At 60.3% G+C, this 23,711-nt stretch carries 13 protein-coding genes; 10 read left to right on the top strand and 3 right to left on the bottom strand.

The annotated features are described in order from the left end of the window. Positions 1-540 precede the first annotated feature (540 nt). From AB5405_RS00185 to AB5405_RS00175, 3 genes are all read left to right on the top strand, one after another. Positions 541-1,365 carry a PfkB family carbohydrate kinase gene (locus AB5405_RS00185; protein ID WP_117797594.1) on the top strand — a complete coding sequence of 275 codons (825 nt, stop codon included), beginning with the start codon at positions 541-543 and terminating at the stop codon, positions 1,363-1,365. Beyond that, positions 1,358-1,687, top strand: coding sequence for a TIGR04076 family protein (locus AB5405_RS00180; RefSeq protein WP_368137153.1), 330 nt, complete (start codon positions 1,358-1,360; stop codon positions 1,685-1,687). Before AB5405_RS00185 ends, AB5405_RS00180 begins: the two co-directional genes overlap by 8 nt. A gap of 183 nt (positions 1,688-1,870) precedes the next feature. Then, positions 1,871-3,232, top strand: coding sequence for an ATP-binding protein (locus tag AB5405_RS00175; protein ID WP_368137152.1), 1,362 nt, complete (start codon positions 1,871-1,873; stop codon positions 3,230-3,232). 148 nt (positions 3,233-3,380) lie between these two features. On the opposite strand, the gene AB5405_RS00170 is transcribed toward AB5405_RS00175, so the two are convergent. The 3 genes from AB5405_RS00170 to AB5405_RS00160 form a co-directional block, all read right to left on the bottom strand. After that, positions 3,381-3,827 carry a low molecular weight protein-tyrosine-phosphatase gene (locus tag AB5405_RS00170; protein WP_368137151.1) on the bottom strand — a complete coding sequence of 149 codons (447 nt, stop codon included), beginning with the start codon at positions 3,825-3,827 and terminating at the stop codon, positions 3,381-3,383. Positions 3,828-3,860: 33 nt separating this feature from the next. Further along, entirely contained in the window at positions 3,861-5,231 is a 1,371-nt protein-coding gene (locus tag AB5405_RS00165) for an ATP-binding protein (protein WP_368137150.1), read from the bottom strand. 195 nt (positions 5,232-5,426) lie between these two features. Next, a complete protein-coding gene (locus AB5405_RS00160) occupies positions 5,427-6,689 on the bottom strand; it encodes an MFS transporter (protein ID WP_438265704.1) in 1,263 nt (420 codons plus the stop codon). 251 nt (positions 6,690-6,940) lie between these two features. Between AB5405_RS00160 and AB5405_RS00155 the strand changes: the two genes are divergently transcribed. The 7 genes from AB5405_RS00155 (at position 6,941) to AB5405_RS00125 (ending at position 23,463) form a co-directional block, all read left to right on the top strand. Then, positions 6,941-7,810 (top strand): hypothetical protein, encoded by an 870-nt coding sequence (locus AB5405_RS00155; protein ID WP_368137148.1) that lies wholly within the window; start codon positions 6,941-6,943, stop codon positions 7,808-7,810. A gap of 113 nt (positions 7,811-7,923) precedes the next feature. Beyond that, the gene (locus AB5405_RS00150; RefSeq protein WP_368137146.1) at positions 7,924-8,817 is read left to right on the top strand and encodes an aldose 1-epimerase family protein; all 894 of its coding nucleotides are present in this window, start codon (positions 7,924-7,926) and stop codon (positions 8,815-8,817) included. 280 nt (positions 8,818-9,097) lie between these two features. Further along, positions 9,098-10,024 carry a transporter substrate-binding domain-containing protein gene (locus tag AB5405_RS00145; RefSeq protein ID WP_368137145.1) on the top strand — a complete coding sequence of 309 codons (927 nt, stop codon included), beginning with the start codon at positions 9,098-9,100 and terminating at the stop codon, positions 10,022-10,024. Positions 10,025-10,033: 9 nt separating this feature from the next. Beyond that, the gene (locus AB5405_RS00140; protein ID WP_368137144.1) at positions 10,034-11,182 is read left to right on the top strand and encodes an amino acid ABC transporter permease; all 1,149 of its coding nucleotides are present in this window, start codon (positions 10,034-10,036) and stop codon (positions 11,180-11,182) included. Between the two features lie 22 nt (positions 11,183-11,204). Further along, positions 11,205-11,987, top strand: a complete 783-nt coding sequence (locus tag AB5405_RS00135; protein ID WP_368137143.1) for an amino acid ABC transporter ATP-binding protein — start codon at positions 11,205-11,207, stop codon at positions 11,985-11,987. 57 nt (positions 11,988-12,044) lie between these two features. Continuing rightward, a complete protein-coding gene (locus AB5405_RS00130; protein WP_368137141.1) occupies positions 12,045-13,472 on the top strand; it encodes a M20/M25/M40 family metallo-hydrolase in 1,428 nt (475 codons plus the stop codon). A 298-nt stretch (positions 13,473-13,770) separates the two neighbouring features. Next, positions 13,771-23,463 carry a Spy0128 family protein gene (locus AB5405_RS00125; protein WP_368137140.1) on the top strand — a complete coding sequence of 3,231 codons (9,693 nt, stop codon included), beginning with the start codon at positions 13,771-13,773 and terminating at the stop codon, positions 23,461-23,463. Positions 23,464-23,711 lie beyond the last annotated feature (248 nt).

The raw sequence follows: 23,711 nt of genomic DNA, 5'->3' as shown, positions 1-23,711 counted from the left end.
TAGTTAGGTAGTGGAATTGTTTTGTGCCTAACCAATCTAGGAGCATGAGAAATGAATGTCAAGGTACCAAACTAGTGGTTACGCGGTTTTACCAAACCGCGTAACGGCTCGACGCTGCAAACCCGCCAGAGCGGCAATCTGCCTTTCAACTTCGGCGGCATGACCTTATAGTTACGGCGTTTTACCAAACGCCGTAACCGGCCGACGCTGCAAACGCTCCTAAGCGGCAATCTGGCGTTCAATCGTCGGGCATGGCCACAAGGCCTATGCCCTCCTCTTTCACGCCACCTTGCTCGCCTAGGAGCGTTTTCGCTGTCCGTCCTCAACCTGTGATTCCGCCACGGTCCGCTTCGGTAGTCGTTGGGGACGTTCTTGTTTGACTAGTCATTTAAGAACGTCCCCAACGACTAACTTCCTTCCCGTAACCTTTCCGCAACAATTCGACCTCCACGGCACCAGCGCCCGCCTGCCGTGCTCCCTGCGCTACACTTAGTCGCACTGTGGCGCTGCTGCGCCGTGCCCGAACCAAGGGAGACCCTCATGAAGAACACTCAGCTGCTGCTGATCAACGATATGTGCGGCTACGGCAAGGTCGCGCTTTCCGCCATGCTGCCGGTGCTGTCGCATATGGGCTATCGCATCCACAACCTGCCGACGGCCCTTGTTTCCGATACGCTCAACTACCCCAAGTTCTACATCCACGACACCACGGAGTACGTGCGTCAGAGTCTTGCCATTTGGGAGGAGCTCGGCTTTGAGTTCGACGCCATCTCGACCGGCTTTATCGTGACCGAGGAAGAGACGCGCATCATCTCGGACTTTTGCCACCGCCGCGCGCAAAAGGGCACCAAGGTGTTCGTCGATCCCATCATGGGCGACAACGGCAAGCTCTATGCCGGTGTGCCCGAGTCCACGATTGGCCTTATGCGGCACCTGCTGGAGTGCGCAGACTACGCGGTGCCCAACTACACCGAGGCCTGTCTGCTCGCCGATACGCCTATTGCAGAGCAGATCACGCCCGATGAGGCCCGCGCCCTTGTGGACGCCGTGCGCGAGCTGGGTGCCAAGTCGGTGGTCATTACGAGCGCCGTGGTCAATGGCACGAACGCGGTTATCGGTTACGACCATGTGGCGGGGGAGTACTTCACGATTCCCTTTGAGCTCATTCCGGTTTATTTCCCGGGTACGGGCGACACGTTCTCGGCGGTGCTCGTCGGCCGCGTTATGGCAGGCTGGAGTCTGCAGCGCGCGACGTCCGATGCCATGCGCGTGGTAGCGGAGCTTATCGAGCGCAATGCCGACCAGGAGGATAAGTCCGCCGGCCTTCCCATCGAGGCCTGCCTGGATGTGATTGACCATGAGTAATGCTGGCGAGGGCGGCGTCAAGCCTGCGGACGAGAACAGGCCGCTCGGCGCGCCGCGTGGCAAGCGTCCGTGTATCCGCGTGAGCTGCGTGGACCAGCTGGGTGCGTGCCGCTGCCACCACGGTCACAAGCCGGGCGACGTTTTTGACTTCGACCGAGACCGCGGCAAGATGTGCGCCATGGCCTGCCATGTGGGCTTTCCCTATATCGATATCCTGCGCTATGGCGGAACCGTGCCCGGCAACGAGCCCGGTACGGCAAAGTTCTGCTGCCCCGAGGTCGACACCCTCAACGTCTGGCTCGCCGAGATCGTCGACGAGTAGTTGAGCGCAATGTGACAAAGGGACAGTTCCTTTGTCACATTCGCCGGTGGTGCTCCTTCTATTATGCTTGTAATATCAAATCTCTGCATTTCAGCCGATTTTAGGTTCTAAAAACTCTGCATTTCATCGATAATCAAGTATATAAACTCTGCATTTCATTCGATGATATTGAGGGGAGAGCCTATGCTGCGTAGGAAAATAGCGGCAGAGCTGGAGCGTTGGCTGAAGTCTACCGAGCAAAAGGCCTTATTCATCACGGGTTCTCGCCAGATCGGCAAAAGCTATTCGATTCGCGCATTTGGCAAAGCCAACCATGCAACCTACATCGAGCTTAACCTCATGGAAAATCGCCAGGCAAAAGATGCTCTTCTCGAGGCGCGGGATGCCGATGATTTCATCAGCAGGGTGACGCTTCTTTCGGGAAAGTCGATTGCACCAGGCAAAACGCTCGTGTTTATCGATGAGGTCCAAGAGGCCCCCGACATCATGACGATGGCAAAGTTCCTTGTTGAGGACGGGAGGTGCCGCTGGGCGTTTTCGGGGTCAATGCTCGGGACCCAGTTCAAGGGCGTCAGGTCCTATCCCGTGGGGTATGTCCACGAGCTTAGGATGTTCCCGCTCGATTTTGAGGAGTTTTGCTGGGCAACCGGAGTGAGCGAGGGGGCTCGCCAAACGATACGTGACGCGTGTATCAGCGAGAGGCCCATTCCTGATTACATTCATGACGCGATGATGGCAAACTTCAGGACCTATACCGTTGTCGGCGGAATGCCGGAGGTCGTGCAGCGTTTCCTTGACACGCAGGGCGACCTTGCCTCTGTTCGTCAGCTACAGTCCGAGCTCAACGAACAGTACCGACGGGATATTTCCAAGTATGCAAGCGGGCGTGCCCTTCAGGTGCAGAGCATCTACGATCAGCTCCCCATTATGCTTGAGGGCGAACACAAGCGTTTCGTGCTCAATTCCATTGACCCCAAGGCGCATTATGAGAAGTACCAGCGAGATTTTGTCTGGCTTGTCGATGCCGGCGTTGCTCTCAAAGCCGATATCGTAACCGAGCCAAAGTCGCCCCTGCTCAAGACGGCACGGCCATCGCAGTTCAAGCTATACCAATCGGATACGGGCATGTTGATGGCGCGCTACCCCGTTGGAGTCGCCCAAGCGGCGTATCTTGATAGCAAGGAGCCCAATCTGGGCGGCATTTACGAAAACGTGGTGGCCCAGCAGCTGGCTGCCCAAAATCGCCAGCTTTACTACTATCAGACAAAAAAGCGCGGTGAAGTGGACTTTGTGGTCGATGGGCCGGATGGGACGGCTGTTCCGATCGAGGTTAAATCGGGCTCCTATTACCACGCGCACGCTGCGCTCGGTCATGTGCTTGATACGGCTGAATATGGCGTAAGGCTCGGGATTGTTTTCTCGAGAGGCAACGTTGAGCGCAACGGAGCGGTTCTCTATTTGCCGCTATATGCGACCTGGGCCCTTTCGGATGTTTTGGGCGACTCCTGCGCCGAGGGGATAAAGCTGGAGGTCAAGCCGGTCTAGGGCCAGTCCCGGATGTGGCAAAGGGGCAGTCCCTTTGTCACATTCATGAGCGTGGATTTTCTCCCGTTTAGAGCGCACTCGAGCGCTCAAAGTGGGAGAAAATCTACGCTCGATTTATGCCGTGGGCGCGGTTCGTGCGCCCACGAACCTACAGCTGCTCGAGCATAGCGGTGCAACCGGCGAGCACATCGCGGTAGGTGGCATCGAAATTGCCGGTGTACCAGGGGTCGGCCACGTCGCCGGGGCGATCGGTCCAATCGAGCAGGCGCGAGATCTTGCCATCGGGGTCCTTGCCAAAGATACGGTGCAGGCCGCAGGCATTCTCGTCGTCCATATAGACAATGTGGTCCCAGTCGCCATACTCCGCGCGACGCACCTGACGCGCGCGATGTGCGACGACGGGAATCCCGACCTCGCGTAGTTTGGCAATGGTGCCGTGGTGTGGCGGGTTGCCGATCTCCTCGGTCGAGGTCGCAGCGGAATCAATGACAAACTCGCCCGCGCGCCCGGCGCGCCGCACTAGCTCGGTAAACACGGACTCAGCCATCGTCGAGCGACAGATATTTCCATAGCAGATAAAAAGAATGCGTTGCATGAGCGGCTTCCTTTCTAGGCGGTCGCGCAGGGCTTACAGACTGCTCTTGAGGCAGTTTGCTCCAATAAAGCCCGCTGCGTACAAGGGGAGGTGGCGCAGCTCGCGCCCGTCATCGGTTTCGCTGCGGGAAAAATTGTTCTCGGACAAAATGTAGGCATATGGCGATCGGGCTTTGTCCATAAACGACCCGAGGGTTCTCGCGCGCACGTTACGTGCGGACTTTACTTCGACGGGCACAATTTCCATACGGTCGGTCTGAAGTAAAAAATCGAGCTCGCCGGTCGTCTTCCAAGACGACGGCGGCACCCAGTAATACGTCTGCAAGCCATTGCCCGAAAATGCTTGCATGACCGAGTTTTCCGCCAGGGCGCCTCGGAAGTCGGAAGATAGCGCTATGGCGGAATCCTCTTTGAGGTCGAGCCAGAGCCGCGGGTTGATGCCGAGTTTGTAGAACATGAGGCCGGTATCGAGAAGATAGACCTTAAAGAAACTTCCATCTTCGTCGTCGAAGGGAACGAGGGGAGGCTCGATGCCTTCGGTCAGGTTGTTGACCGATATGATGCCGGCGCCTTCGAGCCAGTCGAGCGGCTCGATAAGCTTGGCGCGACGGCCTCCGCGTTCGACCTCGGAGTACTTGAATTTTTTTGTGGACGATCTCAGCAGCTGGGACGGAATGGAGCGCCAGACCTTGCGCGCCGCCACGCCGCTGATCCCGTTTTCGGGGTCGGTCATATCGGCGGTATAGGTCTCGTCGATTTCGCGCTGCTCGACGCGCGCATCCTCGATGGATAACGTCTTGCGATATGCGTTGACGGCGGCGGGCATGCCGCCCACGATCTGGTATCGATGAAACAGGCTGAGCGCGGCTTGGTGCGCGGCGTAGGTCTCGAGCGTGCCGGCGTGGGTACGAATGGCATTGGCCATCTGCTCCTCGTCGAGCGCCCAGAGAAACTCCTCGAACGACATAGGATGCATGGTCTCTTGACGAACGCCGCTGGGAAAAGGCAACTTGCGCTTGCGCGTGGCGACGCCGAGCTGACTGCCGGTCGCGCATATGCGCCAGCCCGAACCCGAAAAAAAGCGAAGCGAGTTGAGCGCCCGTTCGCAGAGCTGCACCTCGTCAAACAGGATGAAGGCGGTTTCTTTGCGAATGGGGGTGCGTTTATAGTCTGAGATTCGCGCCACGATGGCGTCAACGTCGTCGGTGGGACAGTCGAACAGCGGAGCGATCAGCTCAAGATCGGTCTGAAAGTCGAGTTTGACAAACGCATCGCCGGCGATTCGTCTGCCGATTTCCTCGGCAACGTACGTTTTGCCTACGCGTCGCGCACCACGGATGAGGAGGGGGCGCGACGCGTCCTTTGTCGCCCATGATTCGATAACGGATTCGATTGATCTGCGCATGGGGCCGCCTTTCCAATTTCGTGTACTTCAGATACATAGTTTAGTACGATCTCATGTACTTGGAATACACGAAATAGTAGAAAAGTGTGTATCTGAAGTACACGAAATTGCACTGCTGGAGCTTGCAGGCGGATAAACACTACTCGTATGGGACGGTTTTCACCGGTTGCTCGCCACCTTGGGCTATGTTCGCCCCTATGCCTGCATCCGGGGCTGTGCTGATTGACGACGGCGCTCCCAGCGAGCCAACTTAATCGTCACCAGCGTGAGCGCCCAGGCCACAAGCGAGAACACGGCACCGACCGCGCCTACATATGCAATGCCAACTCCGCTTACCACGGCGCCGCCCACTGCGGTGCCAAACGAGATGCCGACGTTAAACGCCATGGGCTCAACCGAACTTGCGAGTACCATCGACTTGGGGTGGCGGCTGCGTGCCACGTCCATAAAGTGCGTGATGCACGACACCGAGAACAGGTACATGAGCAGCGCCAGGCTAAAGACAAAGACCAACGCGAGCGGCATGGTGCCGCCCACAGCAAACAGTCCGAGTAACGCTGCGGCCTGCAGCACAAACGTCACGAGTAGCGCCTTCATGCCAAAGCGCGCATCGATCCATCCGCCCAGGATGTTCGAGATCAGGCAGAACACGCCGTAGGCCATGAGCGTGGTACTGGCTTCGACCGTGCCCATGCCCAGCACCTGCTCAAGATAAGGCGTCACGTAGCCATAGAAAACGTAGACCGACCCCACGCCAAACAAAAAGATGAGCATGCCGGTGATGATGCTCGGCTCGCGTAGCAGACCCGCCTGCTCGCGAAAAGTGGCGGGCTCGTCGGTTTGCCCAGCGCGCGGCATAAACGCCACGAGCGCTCCGCAGATCAAAACGGCAAAGGCCAGCGTGCCGTACATGGCCACGTGCCAATCGAGCGTGTCGGCCACAAACTTGCCGATCGAAGTGACAAAGACCATTGCCACGGAAAACGCGCCGTACACCACCGAGATGGCGAGTGAGGTCTGCTGCGGGGACAGCAGCTCGGGGATATACGTCACGCCCACGGCGAGCAGTGCGCCCGAGACGGAGCCCAAGATGATGCGCGAGGCGAACAGCACTTGAAAGTTGGGTGCCAGCGCCATGACCAGATTGCCGAGCACAAAGACGATGCTATAGTACACGAGCAGTTGGTAACGACGGAAGCGCCCCGTGCTGAGCGCGAGCACCGGCGTCGCGATAGCGTAGGTCAGTGCGAACACGCTAATAAGTTGGCCTGCGGTGGCAAGCGATACGCCGAGTTCCGTCGCCAAGTCACTTTCGATGCCGATGACCACGAACTCGGAGCAGCCGAGCGAGAATCCCAACAGCATGAGCAGCGCCAGGCAGAGCTTGGTGCGCGCAGAGGAGAGCGCGGCGGCGGTTGACTTACTTTTAGGCGTGGTTGCGGCGGTCAAGGTTGTCACTCCAATGTCGCATTGATAAGCGGGATTCAATCCCTGCAACTCTAACAGAATGTGACAAAAGGACAGTCCCTTCGTCACATTCGCGGCGTGGCTGCCGCCCAAACCGTCACAACATTCGATGAAAATCTCAAAAACGAGGAAAAGCGTCGAATGTTGTGACGGTTTTCGTGTCCGGCGCGGGTGAGCTTCGGTGCCGTCTGGGGGTATAAGGCTAGCGAGTGTTTATTTGCGAGGCCTAAGGGGCGCCCCGTATGGATATCGATAACTTTGAATGGTGGTATAGCGAGGGTGAGGCTCCGGACGAGGAGTGGGACGAGCCCACGCCGCGTGACGTGTCGAGCGACGAGGACGAGACCGGCAACGACGTCGCCGCCGACTCGGACGCCGCCCTCGACCCCGTCGAGCCCCTGACCTTCGAACAAGCCTGGGCCCAGGCCGAGGCAGACGAGGCCAAGGCCGACGCTACGGCCACACTGGGTGAGCCAGCCGACATGTCCATCTCGCCGGCAAAGACCCCGCAGCCGCGTCACACTATCGACCCCGACAGCACGGCATCCTTCAGCATTCTCGACGTGCCCTCGCAGGGCGCTCAGGCGCCCGCGCCCACACGTCGCCCCAATCTGTCTCGCGAGGAAGATGCAGGACGTCGCTCTCCGCTTGGCCCCATCCTTATCGCCTTTATGGCCGGCGTTATCGCATGCTCGGTAATTGGAAACGTCTGGAGCCATGTCGAGCAACAGCGAAAAGACGCCGCCAAGGTCGAGATGTCTGTCGAGCAATCGCTCGGCCGCACGCGCTCGGTGCATGTGTCGGTCGAGGTCAAGGACGGCGCGACGTGGGACACCGCGCGCGGCGACAGTCAAATGCTCATCCACATCGTGGGGCGCACGCTCAAAGGGCAGACGATTGACGAGTATCAATACGTCAATTCCGCCGGTGACGGCATCGAACTTAAGCCCGGCGACTACGAGCTCACCGTCGATGAACCGCCCGTCGCCACCGACGGCACGCGTTTCCGTGCCTCAAAGCGCATGGTCCCCGTGAGCTTTAACTCACAGGCGCCCGACACGGTCGACACCACACCGCAGGGCGGGTTCGACCTTTACGTGGATACCCAGTAGGCGCTCGCCGCTCATTCCGCTATGGCTACTCAATAATCGCCTGCCGTCCCGTCCCGCCGCCAAGAGTGGGACAATAGCCCTCGACACTATTGTTTACTTTTGGAGGAAGTAGCATGTCTACCGTCACTACCATCAAGCGCGGCGGCCTCACCGCGGCCATCGATTCCATGGGCGCCCAGCTCACGAGTCTTGCCCTCAACGGCAACGAGTATCTGTGGCAGGGCGACCCCGCCTTTTGGGGCAAGCACGCGCCCATCCTGTTCCCCATTGTGGGCTCGCTGCGCAACAACACGGCAACGTCTGCGGCCGGCACCTGCGAGATGCCGCGCCACGGACTCGCGCGCATTGTCGAGCACAAGCTGGTCGAGGTTTCGGAGGACGGCTCCTCGGTAACGTACGAGATCACCGATACGCCCGAGTCGCTCAAGGCGTTCCCGTTCCACTTTAAGCTCAACATGACCTATGCCTTGACCGGCGACGCCACCCTCACGCAGACCTTCGCCGTCACCAACACCGGCGACGTGGACCTGCCGTTCTCGGTGGGCGGCCACCCCGCATTTAACGTACCGGCCCCCGGTGCCGAGGACGAGGCGTTCGAGGATTACGAGTTGGCGTTTACCGAGGCTTGGACCAACGAGGCTCCCATCATCACGCCCGACGGTCTTATGACGTTCGAGGGTAGCTACAAGGCTCCCGATAACTCGGACGTGCTGCCCATCACGCACCGCAGCTTCGATAACGATGCCATCATGTTCACCGATACTCCGGGCTCCACGCTCACACTGCGCGGCCGCAAGTCGGGCCACGGCGTCAAGATCGACTTTGAGGGCTTTAAGTACATTGGCGTGTGGTCTGCCGCCAACGACGCTCCGTTTGTGGCGCTCGAGCCCTGGACCGGTCATACCACCATGGACACCGAGGACGATGTTTTTGAGCACAAGGTCAACACCATCACCTTGGTTCCCGGCGCTACCGATAAACGCAGCTTTAGCGTCACCTTGCTCTAGAGGTTCCGCCGTTCTGGCGAACGGCGGGCCGGTCGACGCTGCGCGCTACCCAGAGCGACAATTTGTCATTCAAAAGGCACGGCATGACCAGAAGGTCTATGCCTTGCCTTTTTCATGCCAACTTTTTCGCTCTGGGCGGCGCTCGCTGGCATTGCCAAAACATCGACGTTCCCTATGACTACCGTGTGTCTATTAATTTTTCGAGCTTGTGCTGCGCTGCTGGTCGCTGGCGTATATCCTGTTAAGTCGTCAGCATACGATTCAACAGGGAAGGCAGATTATGCATTCTCCCCATCAATGCGGCACGCATGTCCAGCCGGTATGCAGCCGTCGCATCTTCTTGGGTAGTGCTCTCGCTGCGAGCGCTTCTGTCGTCGCCGGCGCACTTGCCGGTTGCCAGCGCCCCTCCACGCTGGAAGTAGTTCAGCCCACGACGGGCGGCGGTCGCGACGACCTGTCCGATTCCGTGATCGGCAAGGACAAGATCCGCATCGGCATGGAGGCGGCCTACGCCCCGTACAACTGGCAGGTCTCCGAAGCCAGCGAGTACACCATCCCCATCGACAACGTGAAGGGCGCCTATGCCGATGGTTACGACGTGCAGATCGCCAAGATCGTCTGCAAGGCCCTCGGTGGCGAGCCCGTTGCCGTCAAGCAGAGCTTTTCGGGTCTTATCGATTCGCTCAACAACGGCCAGATCGACCTCATCATTGCCGGCATGAGCGCCACGCCCGAGCGTGAGGAGTCTGTCGGCTTTTCCGATCCGTACTTCATTGGATACTTTGGCCTGTTCGTAAAAGAGGGCTCGCCCTACCAGAATGCGACCAAGCTCAGCGACTTTAGCGGCGCTACGGTCCTCGGGCAAAAGGACACCATGCTCGATACCGTCATCGACGAGATTCCGGGCGTTGTCCACAAGAACCCGGTCGATTCGGTTCCCACGGTGTTTTCGAACCTGCTGCAGGGCACGTGCGACGCCGTGACCTATAACACCGAGAACGAGAAGGGCTATATGGCCCAAAACCCGGGCATCGTCCCCATTCATTTTGCCGAGGGCGAGGGCTTTAAGCAGGAGGTCGCGGCAAACGTCGGCTGCCGCAAGGGCTCGGACAAGCTGCTTAAGCTCATCGACAAGACACTCAAGGGCATTAGCCAAGAGGAGCGCGACCAAATGTGGGACGCGTGCCTCGACCGTCAGCCGGCATAGGGAGGCAGCATGAAAACCATCAATCGTCTGGCCTCCTTTATCAAGGCCGACCACCGTTATGTATACCTGGGCACGAGCGTTATCGCGGCGCTCGGCCTGGCGTTTAGCCAGCGCAACCCCACACCGCTGAGCTTCTTGGCTTCCACGGGCGTGTTTCAAGATTGCCTTTGGGCAATCCTGTGGGCGTGGCTCGTCGTGTCGGCGGCGGCGCTGGTCACCAAGCTTATGCACTGGAGCGACTATCGCGAAAAGTCGCCGTTCGCATCCGAGCGTTTCCGTCGTGGAGCACGTTTAGGCAGCTACGTCGTGGTCGCCATCGCGGCAGTTTTCTTTATCGATCGCTGCGTCATGTCGTTTATCGACCTGGTGCAGGTGAGCATTGTCTCGGATTCCAACCCCAGCGACTTTTTGTCGAGCCTGGTCTACATGACCTACAAGAGCGGCGACTTCTTCATTCGCGGTATCGAGATCACCATCGCGCTTGCCACCTTCGGTACCGTCATCGCATTCTTCCTGGCGCTGCTCTTTGTGTTCCTGCGTATTCAGACGTTCGACCGCGTGGATAACGATCTGGTGCGCTTCTTTAAGAGTATCGGCCGCGGCTTTGCGACCGTCTACTCCACCATCGTGCGCGGCACGCCCATGATGGTCCAGGGTCTGCTCATCTATTACGCGGGCTTCACCGTTTTGCGCGGCATGGGCTTCGAGACCGCTCAGGCCAACCAGATTTGGAGCACCTTCACCGCCGGCCTCGTCACCATCTCGCTCAACTCTACCGCCTACATGATGGAGGTCCTGCGCGGCGGCATCGAGTCTATCGATCCCGGCCAGGCCGAGGCAGCACGCTCGCTGGGCCTGTCGCAGTGGCAAGCTATGCGCAAAGTCGTGTTCCCCCAGGGCATTAAAAACGCGATCCCCGCACTCACCAACGAACTCATCATCAACATCAAGGATTCGTCGGTGCTCTCGGTCATCGGCGTGTTCGACCTTATGTACGCTACTACCACGGTCGCCGGCGTGTACTACCGCCAGATGGAGGTCTACTGCGTGGCGCTCGTGGTCTACCTGATCCTGACGCTCGTGGCGAGCCGCCTGCTCGAGGCCTTTGGCAAAAAGCTCGGTGCCGAGGCTCCGGCCACGCTGCCCAGCTCCAACTAGGCGCAAGACGAGGAGATTCATCATGGCAGATACCGTTACTACCGGCGCTGCGGCCGCGCAAACCAAAGAGCCGCTCATCCGCGTTGAGGGCCTGCGCAAGAGCTTTGGCTCGCTCGAGGTGCTCAAGGGCATCGACCTGGCCGTTAGCCCCGGCGAGGTCGTCACCATCATCGGCGCCTCGGGCTCGGGTAAGTCGACGCTGCTGCGTTGCCTCAACCTGCTCGAGACTCCGGACACGGGTCACATCTGGTTCCACGGCCAGGATCTCACGGCCGAGCGCTGCAACATCAACAAGCTGCGCGAGGACATCGGCATGGTGTTCCAGGGCTTCAACCTGTTCAACAACATGGATGTGCTCGACAACTGCACGCTCGCGCCCGTCACGCTCAAAAAGATGGGCAAAGATCAGGCCGAACAGGTCGCGATGGAGCATCTGGCGAGCGTGGGACTCGAAAAATTCGCCCATGCCGCGGTTGGTCGCCTGTCCGGTGGCCAAAAGCAGCGCGTTGCCATCGCCCGCGCCCTGTGCATGAACCCGCAGATCATGCTGTTTGACGAGCCTACCTCTGCGCTCGATCCCGAGATCGTGGGCGAGGTGCTCGACGTTATGCGCAAGCTCGCCGCCGACGGCATGACCATGGTCGTCGTTACCCACGAGATGGCCTTCGCGCGTACCGTGTCCGACCGCGTGGTCTTTATGGACCAGGGCGTGGTGCTCGAGGACGCCGCGCCGGCTGAGCTCTTTGGCAATCCTAAGCACCAGCGCACCCGCGAGTTCCTCTCGCGTTATCTCAACGACAAATAATGCAAGCGAACGTGGCAAAGGGACCGCCTCTTTGCCACGTTGTTTTTGGAGGAAGGCATGGCCGAGGTTTGGCGCTTCTTTGCGCACGAGGATGATTTTGCCGATATCGACGAGGTCGGCGCGTGCGAGCGTCTGGGCCGCGTGCTGTCGTTTCCGACGATTTCGAGCATGGATGCCCAGACGGTGGACTGGCAGGCGTTTGCCGACCTGCGCGCCTATATGCAGCAGGCCTGGCCGCGCGTGTTTGCGGCGGGCGAGGTCGAGCTCATCGACCATTCGCTGCTCGTGACGCTTGCCGGCATCGACCCCGCCCTCAAGCCGGTCATGCTCATGGGCCACATGGACGTGGTTCCCGTGGTGCCGGGCACCGAGACAGACTGGACGCACAATCCCTTTAGCGGGCACGTGGACGACACCTATATTTGGGGTCGCGGCGCCATCGACATGAAAGACCAAGTCGCAGGCATTCTCGAGGCGGTTGAGTATGCGCTGGCGCACGGTTGGCGGCACGAACGAACCCTGCTGCTGGCCTTTGGCCAGGATGAGGAGACCACGCAGTGCGGCGCGGGTGCCATTGGCCGCGTGCTCGAGGAGCGCGGCGTTGAGCTTGAGTACCTGATCGACGAGGGTGACTATCGTATCGTTGAGGCTGCCGAGTACGGCGCAGGCGAGGGTTGGCTTATGCATGCCGATCTTGCCGAGAAGGGCTATGCCGATATCGTGCTCAGGACGAAGAGCCAGGGCGGGCATTCTTCCAACCCTTACGGTGGCACGTCGCTCGAAGTGCTCAGCCGCGCTATTGCCGCGATTTGCGATATCGAGTGGCCGGCGCGTGTGACCGATCTGCTTGCCGCGCAGCTCGTCGAGCTGGGGCTTTATACCGCAGACGAGATTGCTGCCAGCAAGGATGTCATCGTGCGCGACTGCCTTGCCAGCAAAAAGCTGTACCCGCTTGTGACCACCACCTGTGCGCCCACGCAAATCGAGGGCGGCAGTACCGGTGCCAACGTAATGCCGCAAGATATGTGGGTCAATATCAACTTCCGCATGCTCGAGGGTACGAGCGTGGCCGATGTCGTGGCCTGCTGCCGCGAGGCCGTTGCCACCGCTGGGCTCGCCGGCCGAGTCGAGGTCGAGCTGGGCCCCGGCAGCTCCGAGCCCTCGCCGTCCCCGCGCGTGGGCGGTCCGGGGCTCGAGGCCGTCCGCGCCATCGCCGCCCGCTATTTCCGTGATCCCAAGCCGACGGAGGAAAACGGATCGTCTGCGGTGGGCCAAGAGCCGATGAGCATCGTGCCCTCGACCGTGATTGGTGCAACCGATGCCGCCAACTACCAGCGCATTTGCCACGAGTGCATCCGCTTCTCCGCCTTTGTGGTCGACGATGACGAATGCGACCGCGGCGTCCACGGCACCAACGAGCGCATCACCCGTCGCGCCTACCTCCAAGGCATCCGCTTCCTCATCGCCCTGCTCCACACGCTCTAGCATGCGACAAAGGGACTGAGCCGATTTCATCGGTAATGAGACAAAAACTGTCATAGAATAAGACTAAGATATCTTAAGAGACATATGCTGGGGTTGGTATTCCTTGAACGACTGCGGGCATGTGCCAGACTGCCTCGGCCCCCCGGGGGGGTGCCCAGGCGGGTCGCCGTGTGACGGGGAGGGAAATTATGCAGGAGCTCAGAGAGACGATGTCTCGACTCGTGAATATTGCTACCGGGGGGGGTGTCTAAGCAGGAAACTTCCTGGTGAACACCGGCCGCGCGAGCGGTGGTCCGTCATGTCTTGTGGCCGTCGTCGCGGGCTGCGCTCGGTCTCGCCATATGCGATTGTTCTGGCCCTCGCCATCGCGCTGACGGCGAGTTTCTTCCTGCCGCTTCGTGCCGAGGCGGCAATTTCGGACCACACGGTTCCGACGACTTCGCCTTCGGGGACAACAATTAACCTGTTTGATTACTGGGTGAATCCGGATAACCATCTGTCGGTTTCCGGCAACGGCGGCATCAACGCAAGCCACCGGTTCCAGTTTAACGATGGCCAGGGTGATGCACCGCTCAACCATTGGACGGGCAACACGAGCCCGCAGCCCGGCATTGTCAGCAACACGCTTTCAGACGGCTACCCGCAGCTTTCCGGTACCTATGGCGGCGACTCCCTCCGCTATCTGTTCGATTCCTCTGCCCAGACCGGCAAGACGTCCCATTTTGGCGTGACGGGCCTCCTCAAGGTTCAGGACGGCTACTACGTCTATGACAGCTCCGAAAACTACGCAGCCTACAACGCTGACAAGAATGCCTTCGACGTCTATAACACCTGGGGCATTGACAAAGTGGGCGATTCGTCCCATCGGGGTCAGTTCTTCCCGTTCGATGCGGCAGACAAGGTGTTCAAGGAGGAAAGCGGCCGGCTCGTCCAAAATGGCATCACGGCAGACAACGCCGGTAACCACGTCAACCACCACTTCGGCCTCTCAATGTCCACGCGATTCGTGCAGCCCAACGGCGGCCTGACGAACGATAAGAAGGACATGACCTTCGAGTTCGCCGGCGATGATGACGTCTGGGTGTTCATCGATGATGTCCTCGTGGGTGATATCGGCGGTATTCACAGCCGTGCGAGTCTGAGTATCAACTTTCATACGGGCGACATTAAGGTGAACGACAAAAGCGACGGCACGCTGCTGAGCAAGTACCAGGCGGCGAAAAAGGGCACTTCGGGCTTCGACGACAACACCTTCAAAGACGGCACCAACCACACCCTCAAGTTCTTCTACCTGGAGCGCGGCGCCACCGACTCCAACATGGAGCTCAAGTTCAACCTCGTGACGGTGCCCGAGTCCGACATCATCAAGTTCGACCAGGATGGCGATCCGGTGGAGGGTGCTCAGTTCGCGCTGTACAAGACAGACGAGAACTTCACTGACACGACCGCTAATCAAAATAACCTACTTGGCTCCGGCACCACGAACGCGAATGGACAACTGACGCTCACAAATGACGTGGACAACGGCGTTATCAACTTCGATGACCTTTATAAAGAGTATCATTGCCAGCACTACCTCCTGAAGGAAACAAAAGCGCCCAACGGTTGCCGCTCGAGCCTCACGGCAACGGACGGTAACATGCAGCTCGAGTACGTGCCCGCAAGCGACAAGAAGGACGCGGGCGGCGTCATCATCAACCGCGGCGGTATGGACGCGGACAGCGTCGTGTGGAAGACCGGTGCGTTCGCCGCTGCGAAGGAGACCATTACCGCGCCGTCGACCGTGTACAAGGCAAATGATAACCTGACGAAGTCCGACAAGATCGACGACCTGGAGTCCGGCATACTGTTCGCTGTGGTGCTCAAGCGCGATAAAAGCGCAAACGCAGATATCAAAGATCAGAACAATTGGTACGCCGTGTCGGGCGACCCATCGACGGGAATGGGGTACACCCTCGCCGAGAAGTCGAGCAAGGCCGGCGCTATCGAGGCGGCGAAGAAGGACCTGCACGCCTTCACGCTCAACACGAGCGGCCAGTACCAGGTAGAGATTCAAAATCTGCCCGGTGATATCTCCAAGTACTACTACCTGCTGAGCGGTGATGCCCGCAAGGATGCCGAGTACACGGTGGCCATCTACTACACAACGGCGAGCTCCATCGCCGAAGCGAGGATGGACAACACGGTCCACGTGTTCAGCGATGACCTCCCCGACGGCAAGGAGAATTTCCGGCGGCAGTTCGCCACGCGCCTGCTCGTCACGAACATCCAGAATCGCCTGTTCGTGCAGAAGACCGATTCCGAGGGTAAGCCCGTTGACGGGGCGAAGTTCGGCCTGTACAAGTCCACCCAGGTGACTGAGGATGCGAACGGCAAGGCCGTGCTCAATGGCGAACAGCCCCCCTACGACACCCTGACGACAAGGTCGGTCGCCAACCCGGTCAAGCTCGAAGGTGCGGGCATATTCCCGTATACGAGCGACGGTAAAGAGCCGCTCGTGAAGGGCACCTACTACCTAAAGGAGGTCTCGGCGCCCCAGGGCTTCCTGCTTAACGACACGCTCACCAAGGTGATTGTGGACGATTACGGCGTCCACGCCGATGCTGGTACGCCCGATGACGGCGTTTCGACGTTCGTGGGTGTGGGCTCGCTCCTGAAGAGCCTGGGCCAGTTTGGCGCAGAGGGCGACATTGACAACACGCTCACGTGGATCAAGGGCCAGCGCCAGACGTCCGACGGGACGCTCGACGGCAACGACAACCTTTCCTGGAACAATGACGCCAAGGGTGGCGAGGATGAGGTACATCTCAAGTACGGCGCCAATGGACGTGTCTACCAGTATGGGCCCACCAAAGAGGGCGAACCCTACCGCCTGAAGACCGAGACGGGCTGGCTACGTATGGGCATCACGCAGGACGTGCTTGGTGACACTAATGCGAAGGGCGCCCGCGCCGACCTGGACGGCAAGAATCTGAACGCGCTGTTCACGGGCGCCACCTGCGTGCGCGTGGCTAACAAGCGCGAGGCGAGCCTCGAGGTGACGAAGAAGGTCGTGGTACCAGCGGGCCTGACGGGAAAACCGGACGCGGGGTTCACCTTCAAGTTCACCGTGCCCACGACGGCGGGGAAGACGTACAAGGCCGCGGTGTTTGAGAACGCGGGGACCGCAAGCGAGAAGCAGGTCGGCGATATGTTCGACCTCGAGAACGGCCGCAAGCAGACCATCACGGACGGCCAGACAATCCGCGTGTACGGTCTCGCCGAGGGTGACAAGTACGAGGTGCGGGAGCTGACCGGTACAGAGGAGCTGACCGGTGCAGACAAGATGCCGGCCGGCTTCACGCTGACCGGTCGCGAGAAGGGCGGCAACGCCCTGAGCGGCGAGGACGAAAGCATCTCGGGCACGATTGCCCCGCAGAATTCCAACGGCACGCTGGCCGAAGACAACAAGCTGGTGTTCACCAACAGCTACAGCGTGAAGTCTTCGGTGACGCTCACCGGCATTCGGGCGCAGAAGGTGCTTCAAGGCCGCAAGTGGACTAAGGCCGACAGCTTCGACATCTATCTGCGCGCTGCCAAGGGCACGCCCATGCCCGGGGGCTACAAGGACGTATCCGGCGTGCCCGGATACGTCCAGGTTGTCAAGACCGTCAACAATGGTGATGTGTTCGGCTTCGGCCAGATTACGTACGAGAAGCCCGGCACGTACACCTATACGGTGGCCGAGCGGACGCCCGACGAGCATGACTCGTCCTGGCTGCCCGGCTTCGGCTACTCGAGCGCCGGGTACACGGTGACGGTGCAGGTGGACGACACGGGCAGGGGTACGCTGTCCGAGCCGGTTGTCACTATGGCTCGCAACGACGACGATGATGGCGCCCACCACGACCCGGCCGTGCCAGTCGATAACAAGGTCGCGGTGTTCACCAACAAGTTCAGCACCGACACCAAGACAATCTCATTTAACGCGCAGAAGTCGTATACCGACGAGTCGGGCGACAACCCGCTTGCCGCGGGCAAGTTCACCTTCGAGCTGAAGGCGCTGGGCGGCCTGGCCAACAGCGCGGTGGGGGCTGCTCCCATCAAGTTCAATGACCTGAGCTACACGGTCAGTGCGAACGACGCGCCGATGCCCGCCGACGGCGTGACGACCGCGAAGAACGATGGTGGCGGCATTGCGGCTTTCCCGCAGATCACGTTCACCGCTGCCGACCAGAACACCACCTACGTGTATCAGGTGACGGAGCGCGCTAATTCCGATGCTTCGACAACGGGCGGCATGACGTACGACACCACCGTGTACTACGCGATGGTGCAAAACACGCTCGACGACAAGGGCCAATTGTCCTCCACGGCCACGTATTGGAAGGCCGACGGCACGCAGCTGACGGACACGGGTGGATATATCCCGTTCAAGAACACCTACACGGTGGCCCAGACGATGTCGGCACCGGTTACTGTGCAGAAGACGCTGGCTGGGCGTGCGTGGGAGCAGGATGACAAGTTCGATTTCACGCTGACGCCAGCGGATGACGCCACGATGAAAGCGGTTAAAAACAAGGTCGTTACTCAGAAGAAGGCTGCCGACTCCGATGAGACTGGCGATTTGACGACTAAGGTCGAGATCGCAGGTCCCGGCGACGCGATGCGCACCACCCCGTTCGGCACGGGCGACCTTGTGTTTACCAGGCCGGGCGTGTATACGTTCAAAGTGAACGAGACGAGGCCGACCGACGCGGACAAGACCGGCATCAGCTATGACGACCATACGTCCACAGTGACGTACACAGTGACCGATATCGAGAACGGCACGCATGCCGGTAAGCTGACCGCGTCAGTTGCGTACGACAACAAGCAGGCGACGACGGATGCCGATCGGCAGGTGACGGGCGCTGCCGCGTTTACCAACACCTATACGGCCTCCGGTACCTACGCGGGCATCGATGTGACCAAGACTCTGGTCGGTACCCCGCTGGAGAATGGCATGTTCCCGTTCACCATCGAGGCGATGACGTATAACGGCACGAAGGCCCCGGAGCCGGCTGATACCGATAAGTCGTTCACGAATACCGTGGGCAAGGATGACGGTGACGATACGCAGACCGCCACGATGTCCGGTAAGCTGAAGATGAACTTCACGCAGCTGAGCTACAACAAGATGTACGTGTACAAGGTGTCTGAGGTACATGGCGCCAACGCTGGTGGATACACGTATGACACCGAGTACCCCGGTGACGCCTACGTGCTCATCGCGGTGAAACCGAACCTGGATAACAAGGGTCAGCTCTACACCGTGACGACGGTCGTGAAGGGGCCGGACGTGACGACGCTTGTTGGCGAGGACGACAACGTTGATGCGCTGACGGCCGAGACGATTAAGGGCCTCGATACCACGACTAACTACGTGCAGACGGTCTCGAGTCGCGGTGCGAAGCCCGCTACGCCTATCGTCCCGTTCAAGAACGAGTACAAGGTCGAGACGATTGAGTACGGTGCGAAGGCCGGTCTACAGATTGAGAAGAAATTCACCGGCACCGGTGATGCAAGCAGCACATTCAGCTTTACGGTGACGCCCGAGGACTATCAGGCCGAGGGTCAGGATGGCACGAAGTTCATCCTGACCTCCGCCGACGCCGCGGCGAAGAAGCTCGACATCACGGGTGGGGCGGAGACCTTCAAGATTCCCGAGATGAAGCTCGGGGACACCAAGACCGTGAGCTTGCTGCCGAAGGGCTTGCAGTTCACACACGACGACGTGAGCAATGAATGCCGCGCCAACGTCTACCGATACAGGGTGGAAGAGAACGTGCCGAAGCCCGTTCCCGCCGGCTACACCTACGACAAGACGGTCTATACCGTCGAGATCACAGTGTCCGACAACGGCGACGGCACACTGAAAGTCGAGACGACGGTTCTGAACAGTGATGGCAAGAGGGTCGATTACCGTAAGTTTGCCCCTAGCGCCTCGCTCGAGGACAACACGGCGACTATTCCGTTCGAGAACAGCTACAAGACGGACGCCAGCGACGAGCTGACCCCGCAGGTAACGAAGAAGATCTCCGGTGTTGAGAGCACGGAGAAGGCGTTCTCGTTCACGCTGACCGCCACTCCGGAGACGAAGGATAAGATTGCCGCCGGCGATCTGGAGGCTGACGGCTTGAAGGATGACACAACCTCGGAGTCCAAGACCACGAAGGGGGAGATCACCAGCAAGGACGGTCAGACCCTCAACTTCTCCGACATGACATTCAACAAGGCAGGCGACTACACGTTTACGCTCACCGAGGCCCACGGGGAAGATGACGATCCTAATACGACTGGTGTGCAGAACGCTGGTTGGACGATGGACGATTCCACCTACACCGTCACGGTGAAGGTTGAGGACAAGAATGCCAAGCTGACTGTCACAGGCGTGGCGGTGGAAAAGGACGGCGATGACAAGAGCGAGACGCTTGAGGTCAAGAAAGGCAAGGTGAACCTCGCCACCTTTACCAACAGCTATGCTGCGAAGGGTTCCGTGACCCTGGCGGCGAAGAAGCACTTTACGGGCGGTGCGCTCGCGGGGAACGATTTCTCGTTTGCTCTGTACAAGGGTGACAAGGCGGAAGGCACGCCCCTTGAGACCGTCACGAACGACGAGAACGGCAACATTACCTTCCAGCCCATCAACTACACCGAGGCCGGTGACTACGACTACACCATCAAGGAGGTGAAGGGCGCCGACCCGACCGTCGTCTACGACGGTCAGGAAGTGAAGGTCAAGGTCAGCGTCACCGATAACAAGAACGGCACGCTGGGCGCAACCGCCACCTACGGCGGCGATGAGGCCGTGCCGACCTTCACCAACACGAAGCCGACGGCGGACGTCACCGTTGAGGCCACGAAAGTTCTCGCGGGCAAGGACCTGACGGCCGATGCGTTCACCTTCGGCTTGTACGACCAGGACGGCAATGAGGACGCTCGCGGCACCAACGATAAGAATGGCAAGGTCAAGCTGACCGTCAAGGGCCTGAACCTGGGCGAGTACGACTACACGCTCAAGGAGGTCGCTGGCAGCGATTCGACCATCACCTACGATTCCACGGAGGTGAGGGTTCACGTCTCGGTGAAGGCGGAGGGCGACAAGGCGAAGGCGACCGTCACTTACGACGGCAAGAACGATATCCCGACCTTCAAGAACACGTATCAGCCCGCCGAGACCTCGGTGACGCTCGCGGCGAAGAAGGCCTATGTGAAGTCCGACAGCACGCCGGCTGCGCTCAAGGGCGGCGAGTTCGCCTTCGACCTGTACGAGGGCGATCTGACGGCCGAGCAGCTGAAGGGCAAGCAACCCATCCGGAGCGCCAAGAACGGCGAGGACGGCACCGTCACCTTCCCGGCCATCAACTACACCAAGGCCGGCGAGTACAAGTACACCATCGTGGAGAAGAAGGGCGACCTGTCCCACGTGACCTTCGACGACGCGGTGCACCATGCCGCGGTGAAGGTCATGGACAAAGCTGGCAAGCTGGACGCCGCCGTTGCCTACGATGGTGACAAGGCCGATGCCCCCACCTTCACGAACACCTACACCGCAAAGGGATCCGTGGAGCTGACGGCGACCAAGGTCGTTGCGGTCGCGCCGGGCTTCACGCACGACACCAAGCTGAAGGGCGGCGAGTACACGTTCGAGCTGAAGGACGCCGACGGCAAGGTGCTCGGCACCGCGGCGAACGAGGCCGATGGCACGGTGAAGTTCACGCGCGGCTTCGAGCTCGCCGACCTGGGCGGCGCCGCGAGCAAGGACTTCGCCTACACCATCGCGGAGAAGCCGGGCGCGGAGGCCGGCATGGTCTATGACAATCATGCCCTCACCTATACGGTGACGGTCGCAGACGGCGGGAACGGAGCACTGAATGCGAAGGCGATCGTGACGAGCGCATCCGGCTCGGATACCTTCACCAACACCTACCAGCCGGCCGCGACCGGTCTGGCCCTCGGTGCGCAGAAGAGCTATGTGAAGAAGGACGACAACACGCCGATCGTCCCCAAGGACGGCGAGTTCACCTTCGATGTGTACGAGGGCAAAATGACTGCTGAGCAGCTTGCCGGGGCCAAGCCCGTCCGGACCGCGACCAACGGCGCGGACGGAAGCGTTAACTTCGACGCCTTCTCCTACGCGAAGCCGGGCACGTACGAGTACACTATCGTGGAGCGGAAGGGTGATCTGGCCTACGTGACCTACGACGACGCGGTGCATCATGCCGTGGTGACGGTTGTGGACAATGCCGGCACGCTGCAGGCGAGCGTCGCCTACGACGGCGCGGACGCCACGAAGCCCACCTTCACCAACACCTACAAGGCGAAGGCGACGAACTCCGGCGCGATCGCCCTCACCAAGAGCGTTGACGTGCACGACGGCAGCTATCAGCTAAAGGCGGGAGACTTCGCCTTCGAGCTGGTGGGGTCTGACGGTACGGTGCTCCAGACCCAGAAGAACGACGCCAAGGGCAAGGTTTACTTTAACGAGCTGACCTTCGACCATGCGGGCACCTTTCCCTTCACGGTCCGTGAGGTGCAGCCGACGGACGGCGCGCCGGGCGTGCCGGGCGTGACCTACACCGGCAAGACGTACACCCTGACCTACGTGGTGAAGGACAACAACGACGGCAAGCTGGTGGTAGAGAGCTCTACGGTGAAACCGAGCGAGGGCACCGAGAACGGCGTCACCCCCAATACCATGACGTTTGCGAACAGCTACCAGCCGGGTCAGACCTCCTACCAGATCTCTGGTACCAAGGTGCTTGAGAATGCCGACCCGGCCACCACGCGGACGCCCGCCGATGGCGAGTTCACATTCGCGCTGATTGACGTGGCCACCGGGCAGGAGATCGACCGGACCACGAACGTGGGTAAAGCGTTTACCTTCAAGGCCATCTCGTACACCGCAACTGGTTCGCATGCGTACCAGGTGAAGGAGGTTGCGGGCCAAGATGGCACCATCACTTACAGCGATGCGGTGCTGGACGTAACGGTGAACGTGACCGATGACGGCAGCGGCCAGCTGACCGCGACGGCGAACAAGACGGCTGCGGATCTGACCTTCACCAACACCTACACGCCGACGGCAACGACGGCGACGATTACCGGAACGAAGGCTCTGACCGGCCGCGACCTGGCCGAGGGTGAGTTCTTCTTCGACCTGAAGGACGCCGACGGTAACGTGGTGCAGACGGTGCAGAACGGCGCCGACGGCACGTTCGGCTTCGCGCCGCTGCAGCTGGACAAGGTGGGGACGTACGTCTACACCGTGTCCGAGCGGGCAGGGGCGACGGCGAACGGCGTCACCTACGACACGACGGTCTTTACCGCGACGGTGACGGTGACGGAGAATGCGGAGACGCACGCGCTGGAGGCGCAGGTTGCCTACAGCAAGGGCGGCAAGGCTGCGGATGCGGTGGCGTTCAGCAACAGTTACGCGCCGGCCGCGACTGAGGTGAAGCTGGGGGCCTCCAAGGTGCTGAGCGGCGAGGACCTGAAGGAAGGGCAGTTCTCCTTCCAGCTGAAGGATGCCGACGGCAAGGTGCTGCAGACCGCAAAGAACGCGGCGGACGGCACGGTGGGCTTCGAGGCGATCTCGTACGACAAGCCCGGAACGTACGCCTACAGCATCTCCGAGGTGGACGACGGTCAGAAGAACGTGACGTACGACGCGGCCGAGCACCGGGTAACGGTGACGGTGACGGACGACGGTGCGGGCCATCTGGTGGCGACGGTAACCTATGACGGCGCCGTGGCGCCGGTGTTCAAGAACACGTACACGCCGCCGACCACCCCGCCGACGGAGCCGCCCACCAATCCGCCGAGCAAGTCACCGGTGCCGAAGGAGGAGAAGCCGGGTCTGCCGTATACGGGCGATACCAGCTTGTCGCCGATGGCCCTGGGTGGCATCGCGGGCGGCGCGGTGGTGCTGATCGCCGCAGGCGTTATCCTGCGGCGCCGGAACCGGTAGCTACGGCGGCCGAGAAGGGCTTTGATTGAGGGCGGGTGGTCGCAGGGCGCGGCCGCTCGCCCTTTTTGGTGAAAGGCTATGTTAACCCGCCGTTTGCACGTCCGGCTCCAGATGGAACTCGTACTCCGGCTCCATCATCTTCTTCCAGGTCTTCCTGTAGCGCCCGTCCTCGAGCTGCTCGCGCATGAGCGGCGTCCTGTTCCCGTCGCGCCTACCTCCAAGGCATCCGCTTCCTCATCGCCCTGCTC

This window comes from Collinsella aerofaciens (genome assembly GCF_040920445.1).
Taxonomy (GTDB): domain Bacteria; phylum Actinomycetota; class Coriobacteriia; order Coriobacteriales; family Coriobacteriaceae; genus Collinsella; species Collinsella aerofaciens_BH.
The sequence above is the reverse complement of the archived record's forward strand: the minus strand, read 5'-3'. Positions and strand labels throughout refer to the sequence as shown.